At 35.4% G+C, this 17,024-nt stretch carries 13 protein-coding genes; 7 read left to right on the top strand and 6 right to left on the bottom strand.

Annotation, left to right across the window (positions count from 1 at the left end):
- Positions 1–78 precede the first annotated feature (78 nt).
- Positions 79–1,770 (bottom strand): elongator complex protein 3, encoded by a 1,692-nt coding sequence (locus tag ACZOVS_RS07885; RefSeq protein ID WP_483996694.1) that lies wholly within the window; start codon positions 1,768–1,770, stop codon positions 79–81.
- 91 nt (positions 1,771–1,861) lie between these two features.
- Between ACZOVS_RS07885 and ACZOVS_RS07880 the strand changes: the two genes are divergently transcribed.
- The 6 genes from ACZOVS_RS07880 (at position 1,862) to ACZOVS_RS07855 (ending at position 8,989) form a co-directional block, all read left to right on the top strand.
- On the top strand, positions 1,862–2,485 hold the full coding sequence (locus ACZOVS_RS07880) for a hypothetical protein (RefSeq protein WP_483996693.1): 624 nt from the start codon (positions 1,862–1,864) through the stop codon (positions 2,483–2,485).
- Between the two features lie 5 nt (positions 2,486–2,490).
- Positions 2,491–3,066 carry a hypothetical protein gene (locus ACZOVS_RS07875; RefSeq protein WP_483996692.1) on the top strand — a complete coding sequence of 192 codons (576 nt, stop codon included), beginning with the start codon at positions 2,491–2,493 and terminating at the stop codon, positions 3,064–3,066.
- Between the two features lie 40 nt (positions 3,067–3,106).
- Entirely contained in the window at positions 3,107–3,949 is an 843-nt protein-coding gene (locus ACZOVS_RS07870; protein ID WP_483996691.1) for a hypothetical protein, read from the top strand.
- Between the two features lie 9 nt (positions 3,950–3,958).
- Positions 3,959–6,598, top strand: a complete 2,640-nt coding sequence (locus ACZOVS_RS07865) for a leucine-rich repeat domain-containing protein (protein ID WP_483996690.1) — start codon at positions 3,959–3,961, stop codon at positions 6,596–6,598.
- Positions 6,599–6,744: 146 nt separating this feature from the next.
- Positions 6,745–8,565: a TrkH family potassium uptake protein gene (locus ACZOVS_RS07860; RefSeq protein ID WP_483996689.1), complete on the top strand. Its 1,821-nt coding sequence runs from the start codon at positions 6,745–6,747 to the stop codon at positions 8,563–8,565.
- Between the two features lie 10 nt (positions 8,566–8,575).
- On the top strand, positions 8,576–8,989 hold the full coding sequence (locus tag ACZOVS_RS07855; protein ID WP_483996688.1) for a potassium channel family protein: 414 nt from the start codon (positions 8,576–8,578) through the stop codon (positions 8,987–8,989).
- A gap of 57 nt (positions 8,990–9,046) precedes the next feature.
- Here ACZOVS_RS07855 and ACZOVS_RS07850 read toward each other — a convergent pair whose 3' ends face one another.
- The 5 genes from ACZOVS_RS07850 to ACZOVS_RS07830 form a co-directional block, all read right to left on the bottom strand.
- Entirely contained in the window at positions 9,047–9,475 is a 429-nt protein-coding gene (locus ACZOVS_RS07850) for a PepSY-like domain-containing protein (protein WP_483996687.1), read from the bottom strand.
- 12 nt (positions 9,476–9,487) lie between these two features.
- Positions 9,488–10,390 carry a mevalonate kinase family protein gene (locus ACZOVS_RS07845; protein WP_483996686.1) on the bottom strand — a complete coding sequence of 301 codons (903 nt, stop codon included), beginning with the start codon at positions 10,388–10,390 and terminating at the stop codon, positions 9,488–9,490.
- Between the two features lie 2 nt (positions 10,391–10,392).
- Complete coding sequence (locus tag ACZOVS_RS07840) at positions 10,393–11,415, bottom strand: diphosphomevalonate decarboxylase (RefSeq protein WP_483996685.1); 1,023 nt, start codon at positions 11,413–11,415, stop codon at positions 10,393–10,395.
- 123 nt (positions 11,416–11,538) lie between these two features.
- Positions 11,539–12,468, bottom strand: a complete 930-nt coding sequence (locus tag ACZOVS_RS07835) for a GYDIA family GHMP kinase (RefSeq protein ID WP_483996684.1) — start codon at positions 12,466–12,468, stop codon at positions 11,539–11,541.
- A gap of 20 nt (positions 12,469–12,488) precedes the next feature.
- On the bottom strand, positions 12,489–13,850 hold the full coding sequence (locus ACZOVS_RS07830; protein ID WP_483996683.1) for a hydroxymethylglutaryl-CoA reductase, degradative: 1,362 nt from the start codon (positions 13,848–13,850) through the stop codon (positions 12,489–12,491).
- 1,195 nt (positions 13,851–15,045) lie between these two features.
- Between ACZOVS_RS07830 and ACZOVS_RS07825 the strand changes: the two genes are divergently transcribed.
- Positions 15,046–15,963 (top strand): T9SS type A sorting domain-containing protein, encoded by a 918-nt coding sequence (locus tag ACZOVS_RS07825; RefSeq protein ID WP_483996682.1) that lies wholly within the window; start codon positions 15,046–15,048, stop codon positions 15,961–15,963.
- The last annotated feature ends 1,061 nt before the right edge of the window (positions 15,964–17,024 follow it).

The raw sequence follows: 17,024 nt of genomic DNA, 5'->3' as shown, positions 1-17,024 counted from the left end.
GTCTCGAATCTGTTTATGTCACTAATTATTAAAATCTATTGCAAAGATACATTAATCATATAACATTATAATCAAATATCAGGAAATAAAGAATATGCTTCCCACATCTATGAGTTCGCCTTCATATAACTCCATCATAATCATGCCGTATTTTTGAAGGAAAGCATCCAAGCTTTCTTTTTCGGGAATGTTTTTTGTGCTGCCACAAACTACGACCTTATTTCCTGTCAACCCGCAACAGCCTGGAAAAAATCCGTGATCATGTCCTTCCAACCTTATCTGTTCAGGAGCTATGTACAACACATCGCAACCATATTCTTCGAGTTTTTTCTGTATTCCCTTGTCGGAAGTGATGAAAGCCTTGTCATTCAAAGCCAACAGGTTACACCGCGTATATCCTTGATTTACACATATCTCTCTGCCGAATGTCAACAATGAAGCATCGCTATAGCGTGTATTATGTATAAAAGTATCGCCTATTCCTACGGCGTTATAGAGTGCCGTATAAGGATATTTCTTACCCACCGGCTTATCACCTTTCTTCAACGATACCTTATATTTATCAAGAGCCTTTACAATATTAGCAGGAGCATCAGGTGCATATATCACTGTCTTACAATTTCTTTCGTCTTTACAGAAAAAGAAAATATCGGGGTGTCCGCTTATCGACTTATATGCTTCTTTCCCTCCCTTCATCCATAGCACCTCACCCATGGTTTTCAACTTTCGCCTTGCCTCCTCAGGCATACGGGCATCTGCAATGATAACGACATCCGGTTTCTTATTCACCACAAAACTGTCATTTTGCAGTGTATCATCGGTTTTAAAAACCACCTTGTTGTAACGTTGCTGCAACATCACCTTGTTGGCCGCCTTCCATCCTATGGCATGATTCAACTGTGCAGATGGCACCTTTATAATAAGGTGTTCCGTATCTTCTTTTATATTGTTCAAACGTCGTGCCCACAATTCTCCATGTACCATTTCGGCGAAATTGTGATGATAAGGACCTGCCACCAAAGCAGCACCGTCCAATTCCTCCGAGGCATGAAGACCCATACGCAGCACTTTGACACTGTTGTCATCAAAATACGATAACAGCGTAGCCGTCTGACCAACAGCCTCCTGCAGAGTCAGCGGCACGTATCTCCCGTCAAGATACATCTGCTCCAACACGGTATCTTTCACCACCACGCAAGGATAGATTCTCGTCTCAGAAGCTCCGAGACGCACAATGTCGGATGCTGTATTCATATCTTTTTCAAAAGTATCTCCCGGAAGACCGAGCATCATCTGCAAGCCGAGAGTGACATTTTCTGCAAGTATCATTGCCGATGCCTCTTCTATATCCTTGAAAGTATGTCCTCTGCCGCACAGACGCAAGACCTCATCATCAGTAGTCTGTGCTCCGAGTTCAATGTTGAGCATTCCGTAACGTTTTAATGTCCTGACACGTTGCGAACTTATATAGTCCGGACGAGTACTGCAACGCAAACCATCGACAAGACCGGCATCAAGATAAGGCTGCACTGCTTCAAGATATTTATCCTGCATGGATTCCGGCAACCCCGTGAAATTGCCTCCGAAAAATGCGACTTCAACAAAACGTTCATCTTCGACAAATGTTGACAAATGTCGATCGATAATATGCTTAACATCTTCACTATCAACAAAATGCTGCTTACCGGTAATGCTGAACTGATTACAGTACACACATCTGTACGGACATGCAAGTTCCGGAAGAAATATAGGTATGTTATAGTATCTCATTTGGATAACAAAAATGCAAAATAATATCGAATTATCAATATATGGGTTTAAAAAAAACTGTAATTTTGCAAAATAATTTAAATTAACAAAAATGAGAAATATCGGTAAAGTTCTATTTGTTTCTTTGATAGCCTTGTTTCTTATTGGAGGAACGAGTAGCTGTAACAGCAAAAAAAAGATGCTCAAGCAAGAGTATGAGATGAAATTGCAACAGGCAAAAGATGACCTCAATGCCATCATTAACGATCAAAGCGATTTGACATTGGACCAACAGATTGCAAGAATTGAAGAAATCAGCAATGGCGACTTCAATGACCCTGAACTTAACGAACTCATTGAATATGCAAAATTGTATGTAAAATTGGCTGAAGAAGAAAAGCTTAAAGAAGAACGCAGAGCTGAAGAAGAAAGGCTTCGCATGGAAGAGTTGAATAACATTCCCAAGACCTCATTGGAAGATTATTTCGGCAAAATAGCCGGTGCAAGCAGCATTTCAAGTGCCAACAGCCTTATCAACGAGGCATTGGAACTTTTTGCATCACCCGACGCCATAGTATTGATACGTATCAACAGCTTTGGAGACTATGACCGCCCGACAACTGCTGTTGAATATCTTAACTATCTGAAAGACAGCAAAGAAGCCAAGATGCGCATCTATGAGGCAAAATACGACGACAACAATAAGATAACTGAATTGGAATTGATAAAGAAATAAATAATATGAAAAGAATATTTTTAGCAGTATTGATGGGCGTTTTCATGCTCGCATCGACAGAAGTCAAAGCCCAGGATATCAGTCCGGAACGTAAACAGGCAATCGACAGTCTCGCACTCGAAAAAGTAAGAGACCTCAGCAAATATATCAAGATAGTAGGTTCAAAAGACACTCCATGGAGCGAGGCAAACAGAGTAATAGAACGTGTGGAAGAGTTGTTCGCCCCTGATGCCGAAATAGGAGTATCATCACTCAGCTCCCAGAAAATCAATTATTATTCAGTACGCAAATATTTAGAACGTCTTATGCGTCTGAATTATGACAAAGTGGAGATAGAATGGTATAATATTGAATATGTGTCCGACCTGCAAAGACAACCTGACGGAACTTATGTCGGTGTCATCACAATATTCCAGACCTTCAAAGGTTATGATAAAGAAGGCAGACTGGTATATAAAGACACTACCAAGAAAGACATTACGATATATGTCAAACGCAAAGAGACACAAATAGGCGGACGTCTTATCGGATTCTGGGATGTCTTGCTCGGCGACATGAGAGTCAAAGAGACAACGCACTGATGCCGACAAACCTTCGTTGTAAATTCTAAAAATTTAAAAGATGAAATCTTTGTTGAGGTCATTATCATTAATCATTATGCTCATAATCTTCTATCATGCTGATTGTCAAACATACAGCATAAGCAACAACATAATAGACGAGAGTGATTTTTATATGATGACCAAACAGATGAGTCAATTTTTCAGTCGTTTTAACAACGAAGAAGATCAATATGGGGTAAAATATCACCCCGACAGTCCGGAATATCGCGACAACAAAAGAAGAGCAGAGATTCTTCCTATCTTGTTTGACAGTGAGAATCCCCGCACGAGCGGCAAGTTGCGTGACATGTTTATCGCCGATGTAACTTCCGATGAAGAGCACTACATGGAGTTTTTGGGAGGAGAATGGTTTTCAGAAGTATCTGCTACTTTCCTTTGGAAAAACAAACCTGTTTCCATAAGTCTAATCCTGACAGTAGAACAGGAAAACTTAGGCTCCAAATGGGTACTTACCAACGTCATCTTTACGGAATTCAACAAGATGTTCCCTTCCGGAGAGATGGCAGAACGCGAAAAGCATTTTCTTCACCCCATGAGTCATGAACTCGACTTTTTCAATATTCACAAGGCTTTCAGAAATCCTCAATATATTGAGTATTATTCTTCAAAAAATTATTATCCTGACTATCTGACATTGTTTTTTTACGAAATAAAGAACGGCAATCTTACGTTCGAAAATGTAGATGCTGTCAAGTTTCACATTTTCCAGATAGGAAATTGGTATTTTGAGGTGTCGTGGTTTAACAGGACCGGGCATAATGCCGGTTGGCTAATCTCTAACCTCATTTATCTGAAAGATGAGGAAAAAGCATCACTGTTAAAGTTCTATCAACCTAAATAATGTATAATAATGAAGGTTTTACTAACATTGCTACTTATATTCGCAGGTAGTGTCTCCGCTTTTTCACAAACTAAAAACAGTAATAATGATATTGCTGAATACAAGGGTAAAATAACTCTCATGATGAAATATCTCGAAGAGACATTATCATTCATAGGGAATCCGGGAAATACTCCTCAGGAGAAAGACATCATTTTTAAAGACAGTTATGCTAAAATATTTGTTGACAACAAGGTACAAATTGAAGACGACCTGGACGAAAACCGCATGATGCCTATCTATAAGGATGTACAGGCTTATCTCAAAGATATTGACTTCTTCTTTGACAGTATCGCTTTCTCCTTTGATATCAAAGACATAGAAACTAAAACCAATGATAAGGGAGAAACATTCTTCAAAGTCATCATCAACCGTAATATGGAAGGTGTAAATATATTGGGCAATAACGTAAAAAATACACAGCAACGTTTTATTGAAATCAATGTTGACCCCAACAAAAAAGACCTTAAAATAGCAAGTATTTATACTACAAAACCGAATAACAAAGAAGAGATCCGCAACTGGTGGATTTTGATGTCGCCTGCCTGGAAGTCATATTTCGGAAAAGACATTATTGTCAACGACTCCGTCATGCTCAAGGATGTGTTCAACATAGCCGATGACTATCTGATACGTTATGTTCATAAAGATACCATCATTCCGGACACTCTCATGGTTTTTGCCACCGACACTGTCCCGGCTTCTTACTCTTTCCTATATAACAATATCACTCCGGACACAATATTTGTCGTTCAAAAAAATCAACCAACAGTCGTTTATGATACCATATACACCGACACTAAACCTTTAAACAATTATATCAACAACATTCTGAAAACTACTGAAGTAAACATATCAGGCAACGAAGAAATACGAGATCTCGAACCTTTGGAAAAACTGTCAGAGCTGTCTTACCTCGATTGCTCCAATACTATTGTGAAAGAGTTGTTCCCTATACGTAATCTCAATAAACTCAAAACTTTAAACATCAGCAACACTTACATTGACGACATATCAGATTTACGATATGTCAATACCATAACAACATTTATAGCCGACAATACCCGAATAGACAGTATTAATACTTTGGCTCTGTTTGAAAATCTTGAAAAATTGTCACTTAATAACACCAACATAACAGATTTATCCACTCTGTCTGAATGTATCAAACTCGAGACACTTTACCTGAACGGGACCAAAATATCTGACCTTAACGACATCAAAGGGTTAAACAACCTCCACGATTTGGACGTCAGCAATACTGCTATTAGTAATTTAGATTCTCTTTATAACCTGAAAGCATTACAAATCTTAAATATAGACAGTACCATTGTACAAGACTTGTCTCCTCTTTCCGATATTAATTCACTCAACGTGCTGTATTGCAGCAATACCGGTATTTCAGACTTGATGCCATTGGCAAACAATAAATTCCTGACAAAGATATATTGCGACAAGACAAATATCAATGCAGAAAAAGTAAACCTGTTTAAGGAAAAAAGACCTTTTACTCTTGTTATTTTTGATACAGAGTCTCTCAATGAATGGTGGAAAGATTTAGCTCAACATTGGAAAGCAACACTTGCCGAACAATGTAATACAAGTATAACCCCAACAACGGAAGAACTGCATAATATCATCAATATCAAAAATTTACGTATTGACAACCGTTTTCAGGACATATTACCTGTCATCAGACTTACCAATCTCGAACATATAGATCTCTCCGGTTCTTTAGTCATAGATATTAATCCTCTTTATGGACATTACAAATTGGAAACCGTAGTGCTCGACAATACAATGGTAACTGACCTGACACCACTGTCACGATCGACAAACATCAAAAAAATAAGCATACAAAACACCAACATACAAGATCTTTCTCCTTTATACAATCTGAATAACCTCAATATGGTTTTTGCTGAAAACAGTAAAGTCACTGATGATCAAGTTTTTAATCTCCGACAAAAACAACCTAAGGCGACAGTGTTTTATCAAGGCGACCAGTTGAAAACATGGTGGAACAATCTCGATGCCACATGGCGTGACATTTTCAGACAACATGTCAGCTGCGATGCCCAACCTTCTGAGATGCAATTGCAAGAGATTGCTAACCTTGAAAGCATCATTGTTGAACCTACATTCACGATAAACAGTATTGAACCTCTCACCAAACTGCCTTTCCTTAAAAAAGTTGTTATCAACGACAACTACATTCAAGACTTGACACCTTTGCAGTTCAACACTTTGCTTGAAGAAATCTCTTTCAACGGAAATCCCGTTTCCGACATCATGCCATTGTCAACACTTACAAACCTCAAAAAACTCAATCTGCAAAATACTGAAATAGCAGAATTGACAGCATTGGAAAACATGTTGAATCTTATTTCTTTGAATATATCGGGAACCTTGGTCAAGAATCTTAAACCCATTTCCAATCTGACAGCATTGGAAGATATCTCCATCACTAATACTCCAATTAAAAGTATCATTCCTTTAGAGGGAATCATGTCTTTGAAACATATTACAGCTTACAAGACAAAAATAAAAGCTAAAAGTATAGAAACATTCCGCAATGCAAGAAACGATATCAATATTCTATACTATTGATAACCTGTATTTCACAATATTGGTTTGAATATTTGACTATTTAACAGTAATTACGGCACGATTTTGGCGTATGATTATGACATATTAAGATAAAAACAATTGCTGAGAAAAATATTTTGATATTTTTGCAACATAAAATATAACAAATGTTGAACACCATATTAGCGAACAAAATACCTGAAAAGATTCAAAAAAGCATTAAGTTTTGGATAGATTTATTGGTATTCCTCGTCTCTGTAGTATTAATAGGTACTGCCGTCGTTGATTACGGTTTTGTCCTTGACGAAACAGAAACATTGTATATCAGTAAGATATATAATTTTACGTGGTGGTTTTATTTAATTGTCTTTACCGGGAGACTTATTTTGACATGGACAGAAATAACAAGAAAAACTATTTTCCTTACCATTATGCTTGGAGTAATGTTTTACTTGTCATTGATAGCAAAATTTGTCAATGTCGCAGAGACATCATCATGGTTTGCAATATGGAATTTTTTGAAAAGCAAATATTTCATCGTTGCATTGATAGGCATTTTCGCTGTTCTTAACGTTAGCAAAGGCGTTGTCAATTTTATCAATAAGAAAACAAATCCGGCATTATTATTGGTCGCCGGTTTTGCTCTGATAATTTTCTTCGGCACCTTATTATTATTATTGCCACGTTCTACAATCGAACATTTTAGATTGCCCTTAGCTGATGCACTCTTTGTATCAACAAGTGCTGTTTGCGTAACAGGGTTGTCGCCTGTTGATTTGGCACACACCTTCACTCTGGAAGGTCAGATAGTCATCATGCTATTGATACAGATAGGCGGACTTGGCGTAATGACGATAACAAGTTTCTTTGCTCTTTTCTTCATGGGTAGCACAAGTCTTTATAACCAGTTTGCTCTACGTGACATGTTAGGTTCGGATGCTTTCAGCTCACTTATCTCCACATTGCTCAACATCCTTATTTTCACATTCACTATTGAAGCTATAGGAGCATTGTTGATATGGATAAGCATTCATTCCACCATGAATATGACTTTGAATGAAGAGATTTTCTTCTCTGTATTTCATGCCGTCTCAGCATTCTGCAACGCAGGTTTCTCTACTTTGACAGGCAACCTCGGCAATCCGGCAATTTTATATAATCACAACTGGTTTTATATTATAATCTCCATATTGATAATTTTGGGCGGCATAGGTTTTCCAATTTTAGTCAATTTTAAAAATGTCTTGGCATTTCATATAAAGAGTTTTTGTATGAAATTATTCAAAAAAAATTATAAACAAATTCGTTATCAGCATCTTACAAATATCAACACTAAGATTGTCATAGTAACGACATCCATTTTGATAGTTTTCGGTACTATAATAATAGCAATTTTAGAATGGAATAATGCCTTTGTCCACATGGACATCGAAGACAAGATAGTACAATCTTTCTTCAACTCTGTAACACCGAGAACCGCAGGTTTCAACAGTGTGGACCTAACCAATTTCTCATTGCTTACTATCATAGTATATTCTGTTTTGATGTGGATTGGCGGTGGTTCCCAATCAACGGCAGGCGGTATAAAAGTCAATACTTTTGCTGTTGCCATTTCTAATTTCTTCTCAGTAATACGAGGAAAAACATCCGTAACACTATTCAACAGAGAACTATCGGCAGAGTCAGTGCGACGCGCCTCGGCTACTATTTTCGGATCTTTGATAACAATCATCGTATTCTTCCTTATACTTGTAGCCATGGAGCCTGAAATATCCCCCAAAGGTCTTCTCTTTGAAACCATCTCTGCTTATTGTACTGTAGGATCCAGCCTTAACATAACACCACTATTGGCTGACAACAGCAAGATAATAGTGTCGGTGCTAATGTTTATTGGTCGTGTCAGTCTTATCACCATACTGATGAGCGTCATTCAACAAAAAGGCAATACCAAATACCGTTATCCCAAAGACAATGTTATCATTAACTAAATAAAACGATATGAAATATTTAATAATAGGCTTAGGCAATTTTGGCAAAACTCTTGCCGAAGAATTAATCGACAAAGGTCATGAAGTAATCGGTGTTGATAATAATGAACATATAGTGGACAACATAAAAGACAGAATATCGCTTGCATATATATTAGATGCAACGGAACGGTCTTCATTGAAGGCATTGCCATTAGATGAAATAGATTGCGCTATAGTAGCGATAGGACAAAGTATGGATTCTTCATTACGTACTGTTGCCGCTTTGAAAGAGCTGTCAGTAAAAAGAATCTATGCCCGTGCTTTGGATGAAACACACCAATCCATTCTCGGTGCCATGAACATAGAAAAAATATTTATACCTGAATGTTATGCGGCAAGAATCTTTGCAGAAAAATTTTCAAGCGATATAAAAAGAAGATAAAAAAAACTGTTAGTTGTCAACAACTAACAGTTTTTTTAAAAATCATTAAAATACTAATCAATCATCATAATACAGGAACTCACCTGTAAGTCTGAAAACAAGTTCCATATTGTTATCCAGTTCTATCTTAACTTTACTTCTTTCCTTATCAATCTCATTGACACAATAGCCGGAATGATTACTTTCTATATAGTTTGTAATCTGAGGAACAAGAAATGCTGTTGTCAAACAATTTACCTTATTGCTAAGGTCAAGCCATTCACCTTTCCTGTCAAACTCTATCTTGGTATTATCATCGAAACGCACCGTAAATTCATTATCTTCAATATCCTTCATGACAGATACCACATTTTGTTTTGCGAAATACGTAGTGATGAATTCACGTGCTTTTGCAGGTAAATCATTGATTGTCACTTTAATGTCCTTAGCTTGAGAAACAAAACCCAACGCAAGGAGCAACGCCATTGTTAAAAGTTTTCTTTTCATAGTTTTTTAATTTTACATTAACCAAATAATTTTTTCTTTATTTTTGTTCATTAAACAATTCACTTTATTTTTGTCATCAGCAAAACCAAGCAAGAAACCTCCCCCACCGGAACCACAAATCTTAACTTGAAAATGCTCGGTCTCTATTCGAGAAGAAAAATATGGCATCATACTGTCAGGAATCATGGGACGCATCATAACTGTCTGATAATATGACAACTCAGATAAGTTTTCATAAAAATCTTTACTGTCTCCATTAACTAAAGAAGTGATACATTTCTTTACATTAGGATAATATAAACGTTGAAAATCAACGTAAAAACCCTTATCTGCATACCTTTCCCTAAAATATGATACAAGTTGTCCTGTATTGCTTTTCACTTTACTATCCAAAAGAAAGACATGCACATCATCAGGCATAAAATCTTTCTCCAACATTGTCAACGACTTATCTTCATTTATTACAAATGGTCTGCCATAATAGCACTGCATGGGATCCAAGCCAGAACTTGTAGAATGGAAACAATTCTCCATAGAAGCAAGTAAAGACCTGAGCAATACATTATCAACAGCCTTATCAATACAATAACGTTCATAAACAGCTGCTGTCAAAGCTCCTGAACTACCCACTCCATATCCGTATGGAATATCTGAAGCGAAATATAAACCTTCGTCCAGATCCTTTTTAAATGCCATCAAGTCCAAAACAGAATTGACATCTTCATTTTCAAGAAGATATGACAAAAAGTCATATAGAGATCTACTTGAACTCATAGCAAATTCATCATTACTGTTCTCTGCATATTGCCAGCGTGCCGAAGATGGATAATAAGGCATCAGCAAAGCAGGTGAACCGAAAATCATAGAATATTCACCGAACAAAATCACTTTACCATGATAAACCCTGCTTTCCATAATCATCCGACTATATCATCAATCCATTTATTATCGACACAATATTTGACAAGGTCCTTTTTTATGAAGTCAACGACATCATCGGCGACACTGTCGGGATAAAGCAGATGCACATTAGGACCTGCATCAAGTGTAAAACACAAAGGTATATTGCAACAAGTACGATAATGCCTCACTGCCTCAATAATCTTCATCGTTTCCGGCATCATAAGATCAAAAGGAGGATTAGAGGTATGCATCAATTCATGAAGCTGTAATGCCTCGGATTCGGCAATCTCGATGAAAGTATCAATATCGCCTTGCTGTAATGCCTGAATCAACACTTCGGTGTTATGACGTGCCTTCTCATAACGTGAGACGGCCCAAGGATGATTGTCCATAAGAGAATGCCCCACACGACTTGAAATACTTTTCTCTTTGGAACTTACTATCAATATGCTGTCATGATAAGTCTTGAATATCGGAGCCACCATGTTTTCAACAGACACGGCGAACTCGTCCGAACTGCCTATCACTGAAGGTGTCTCCCCCCACAATGCCATAACAGGATATACAGAACGTGACGCACTCCCCGAAGCAAGTCGCGACAAAAACGATGCCTTGTTCAAATCAATGGATGTATCATCATGATTGACAGTCTTTTCTATCTCCAACAAACACATCACCAATGCACTCATGGATGATGCACTCGACGCTATACCTGAAGAATGTGGAAAGGAATTGCTACTACTTATTTCAAGATGCATACCATCCAGGAAACCAAAATATTGCTTGTTGTCAACAAGAAATTTATTTATCTTGTCCCTAAATATTGCATTTTCTTTACCTTCAAAATAAAAATCCAGAACATTTTCCCTGCAATATTCACATTTTATTTTTGTTTCAGTATAACAACGACTTAATGTAAAACTCACTGAAGGGTTATTCGGTAATTGTTTACCATGTTTCCCCCAATATTTTATTATCGCAATATTTGACGGACTTTTTTTAGTTACAACAAACGGATAATCAAATTTTCCCTTCATAGTTTTTTTTAACAGTACATGTCTTACAAAAATAATGCCAAACCTCGTTTAAAACGCTTGTTGTTAAAATTTATTATATTTTACACAAAAATACACATTTTATCAAGCAGGAAAGAATCATCATTACACATTATTACGCACAACATCATTGTATTTTAAAATCACGTCAAAGCCTTTTTTATGAAAATAAGAAAACACTTTATCATGAGACAACTCGGTGGCGGCAAGGAAAAAGTCGCCTCCCCAGGCTCCCAAGGATTTAAGACTGCCGTCAAAGTCAGGAAATAATGTCTTAATGGCAGGACGTTCCAAACAATTCGACATTATAGCCTCATGTATGTCCATGAAACTGCAAAAATCTTTCAATTCACAAATATTGGGAAGAGACAGACTCAACTCGGAGACAGTATAAATGTCATCGCCAAAATCGTTGGACATCAGTTTTTCCTTGAAATAAGACACTTCCACGGAAGTCTTTTGTTTATGACCCCGGTACACAAAATACAGATTATCAGCAAAAGGAGGGTTGAAATCTATCTCACGGTAATGTGCTTCACCACTTTCAAGATAATATAATATGGGCTTTGAAGCCTTGGCACAAGCTATATCATAACCGGAGCCACCGAAAGTATCACGCAACAACTTGTAAGGGTCTATATCAGCCCACATAGCCATATTGGTTATCAATGTAGAACTGCTGCCAAGACCCCATTCCGGCTCGAAATCCAAACGAGTGACAAAATCATAATCGCCCCTTTCATTCAGAATACAGTCATTCTGCTTCTTCACCGCCTTGAATATTTTACTCAGCATAAAAGCCATCTCTACATTGTCTGAGCCTCTTACGCTGAAGTCGTGTTTGTTCAACATGGAAGAAAACCATAATCCTTTTGGAGAATAGGCATCCCAATGTATGATGTTGTTATTGGTTGCCAACACATTGACATCAAGACTTTGACCTATTTTCAAGGGCAAGGCAAGAGCAATAGCACCTTGCAAGACGAGATATTCCCCAGTCAACAACAATTTACCGTTGGATTTGTACCTGCTCATCATGAAACATATTGTAAATGTTATTTTCTCAATGTCTTGAGATAACTCTCCACAGCAGAATAACTCACTGTGACATCTGAGAAATATGATAATGCCAAAGACTTCTCTTTTTCGGAAGCTCCCAACTGATTGAGAATATTAGAAAGGTGCATTTTCATGTGTCCCTGCTGTATCCCGCTTGTTATCAAGGATTTGACTGCTGCATAATTGTTTGCAAGTCCCATGGTGGCAGCTATGGTCATCAATTCAGTGGCAGAAGGATTACCCAACAGTTCCAAAGACTCTTTTGCAAGAGGATGCAACTTGGTAAGACCACCAACAGTGCCGAGTGCCAATGGCACCTCAAGGCTGAAGATAAATATGCCATCTTGTATCTCCACAGATGAAAGACTCTCATAATGACCATTGCGAGCTGCAAAAGAATGCCCTGCTGCCTCAGTAGCACGAAAGTCGTTTCCCGTAGCTATCACTACAGCATCGATACCGTTATATATTCCCTTATTATGTGTTGTGGCACGATATACATCAATATGGGCAATGTCAACAGCCTTCTTGAATTTATCTGCAAAAGCCCTTCCACTGAGATGACTGTCAACACCATCGAAAGCATGAACAGGACATTGTACCCAAACATGCACCCTACACTCAGGTGTATAATTCGACAAAATACTCATAACTATCTCAACACTGCGTTCATTATCTTCCAAGTCATTATAACAAGCAAAAAAATCCTGCAAACTGTGAGCAAAAGATTCAAGGACTGAATTGATGAAATTGGCACCCATAGAATTGCAAGTGTCGAATGACACAAGCAACTGATAATAGTTTTTCATCCTGTCAGTAAAATCCACCAATTGTATATCTACGACTCCACCCCCGCGTCTCCTCATATTGACGGTTATGTCTTCAGCATCCGAAAGCAATTTTTTCCTGATATCGGGCATTAACCCTTTTATCACTTCTTTCCTGCCATTCCAGCAAAAATGAACCTGCCCCATTTTCTTAACATCGACAACTTCAGCATGAAATCCACCTCTTTCACTCCAGAATTTAGCTGCTGCAGATGCCGCTGCCACAACAGAGCTTTCCTCAATGACCATAGGAACGACATAATTTTTACCATTGATAAGCACATTGGGCGAAACACCGTAAGGTATATGAAAATTGGAAATAGTGTTCTCGCTAAACTCATCGAACTGCTTCTGTTTTACCGGATCGGCATACCAAAAACTCTTCAACAAAGAAACAAACTCACCGGGATTCTCTATATATTCAGCAACCGCCTTGAGTTTGTCTTCTTTCAAAAGCTTAGAAAAGCCTTTCTTTATCTTATCTCTTTTCCTTATGGGTTTATTCTCATCCATATATTTATTGTCACGCAAAACAAAGATAAAACGTAATAGACATAAACTCCATCTTGATTTTGCCTTACCGCATCTTGATTTTGCATCTCACTGCAAAAATAATAATTTTTTCATTATCTGAGATTTATTTTTTTCAGTGTAAAAAATATACAACATTCAACATTATTCACCATTGATTTAAACATGACATTATTACCAATATCAATAATTCATATTATGATAATTCTAAATCACATATAAAAACCATCGATAAAACAAAAATACCATAGTAAAGAAAAAATCACATTTATTATATTGTAAAAACAAGTATATTTTCTATAAAAATATCTGTATGTGAAATTTTATATATATCTGAATATTAAATATTTAAACTTTTTAATGCATAAAAATATCTGTACATCTCAAATATCGGTCATCTTGTTATTATTGGAAAATTATTCTATGTAATTGTTTAATAACATAGATATTTTAAATATCTAAAGCCACAAAAATGTCTGTATGTAAAACTTTATATATATCTGAATAATAAATATTTATATTTTTTGATACTTAAAAATTTCTGTATATTTTCAATCTATGATGCCATGTTAATATTAGAATAATCATTCACATACTCTTACCGCATAACTCTCATATAATATAAACAACAATGCCAGCAAAATGTCTGTATGTGAAATTTCATATCTATCTGAATATTAGGTATTTATAATTTTGATAAACATAAAAGTCTGTATCATCGCTTTTTTAGGTTACATTAAAAAAACATCCAATGGCTGAAAAAATTACAGAAAAAACAACACAGAGTTATTTTATGGAAATTACATTAGTAGTTTTATAATAAAACTGATGATTTATTGCTGAAACAATCCATTGAACATTAAAAAACAAGATATAATATACTGTCATTCAAGAAATAACTAAAATATATGTAAAGTCCTATAAAAAAAGTATGATTTTTTTTGGATTAATGAAAAATTAGTCTTATCTTTGACGCAATTAAAAAACATCGTGTTATGAAACAGATATTAAAATACAACCTGTAAAGTCTTCGCAATAAATAATGTACCGCCGTTTGTGGAGACAGTTACCATTGTGCAATACTGATAAATGGCACTACCAGGCAAAGACTTCTTGTCTTTATGAGACAGTTGAACATCCTGTTTGATGGTACACCAAAGTTTTCTAAATCATTTATTAACAAAAAACTATTATCATGAAAAAACTTTACACGAAAAACATCATCATTATGATGGCATTATTCTTAACATTAAGCCTTAATGCTCAGAATAAAACTGAATACATGTCATATTTCGCATCCGACTCTACAACAGCAAATGTATGTATAAATGGCATCGATAACATTCATACTTGTATTTTTAATTTCCACAAAGACAACATTATGACAATAAACGGTAAAGAATACTATGTTGCAACAGTTTATCAATGGAAATTCGGATACGAAACAACAAGTGCAAGTTATTACAACAATGAATACAATATTCTTTTGAGGGAAGAAACTGAAACGGGAAGACTTTATCGTTACGACATGGAAGGTGAAAAGGAGATTCTTGTTTGCGACATGTCGTTGGAGATAGGTGATGTTATTCAATTTTACCTTGACAACAAAGATATCCAAGACATTACCGTTGATAAGATTAGTTATACCGAATCAGGGAAAAAAGAAATCGGTTTTATCACTTCTTACGGAACTATATGCGACATTGTATTTACTGAAGGCTGCTTCCCGAATGAGAATCCTTTCGGACTTCCGCAAGAACATTCCGTGTATTCTGCCGAGCAAACACTGATATGCGAATATTTTGATGGTGAAGAAATTTATCACAATAATTATTATAACGACTGTTATGTTGATTTTTCTGATATTGAAGAAAAAGACATGTATTCGACAGAAGTATATCCTAATCCGGGAAACAATATTTTGAACATCAAAACACCATTGCAAAATGCAAGAATAGAAGTATTTGACATTCTCGGAAAGACAATATTTAAACAAGATATTACTGAAGAAATTACGAAGATTTCTACAGAAAATTGGACAAATGGAATGTATCTTTGGAAAATTTACAATGAAGGAAAAGAAGTTAATAGCGGCAAATGGCTTAAACAATAATAGAGACGTCATATTATCGCGTATTAAAATCAAAATATAATTTGTTTTATCGTAGAGACGTCATGATGGCGTCTCTACAACAATAAGTTGATAAAAATAATATCAGTATCGCAAATGATTATGATTACCACTTACATAAATTTTTGAGCACGATTTTTTACCGGGTACCAATGAATTTTTATTAAGGTTAAAATCCAAGCAAAATATTATTGTCGCATCTCTTGGCGAACATATTCTAAAATAAATGTAAATGCCGACATTTTTCAAGAAAAGAGTTCTATACATACATAAAAATAATATTTTATAAAAATTATAATTATATATTTCATCAAAAATGTCTGTACATAAAACACAATATATATAACAATAATAAATATTTACATTATAAAATCTTAAAAAAATCTGTACATACGAAATTAAATTTATTTGTTTATATTGAAATAATCAATCCTCATTATAAAGTGAAACCAAATTTTTTTAATATTAATATTTTTTTAAAAAAATCTGTATCAAATATTTCATATATAATTGGCTGATAAATATTTAAAATTTTTAATGCTTTAAAAAATCTGTATCAAAAAAATGTGCAATCATTTTTTATATTGAAATAACAATTTAAAAAATTACAAATAAAACAATTTTAGTTTTACATCTATAGCTTTCATCTTTCGCCTGAAAAAAGTTTGTAAATTAAATTTATTACTTAACTGATTATTAAATATATATATGATTTTTGTTGAATAGAATGTTTGTAACAATCAATTTTATGTTTTTCGTTTATATTGAATCATATATTTTGAGACCTTCAATCCAAGACTATCATATTTCAAACCATCATCTTTCCCAAAAATATCTGTATGAAAAATTTTATATCTATATGTAAATTAAATATTTACAATATTATCAAAACAAAAAAGTCTGTATCTTATCTATTTATACGGTCACCATTAAAGATTTTATCCAAGACTGCTATTTATAATTTTTATTTTAAAAGTCTTTAAATTATTAAAAACACAACTTGACAACACCTGACAATATTCATTATTTTAACATGATATTGC

It is taken from the genome of Candidatus Limimorpha avicola, from assembly GCF_056978975.1.
This window is presented reverse-complemented; position numbering and strand designations above follow the sequence as displayed.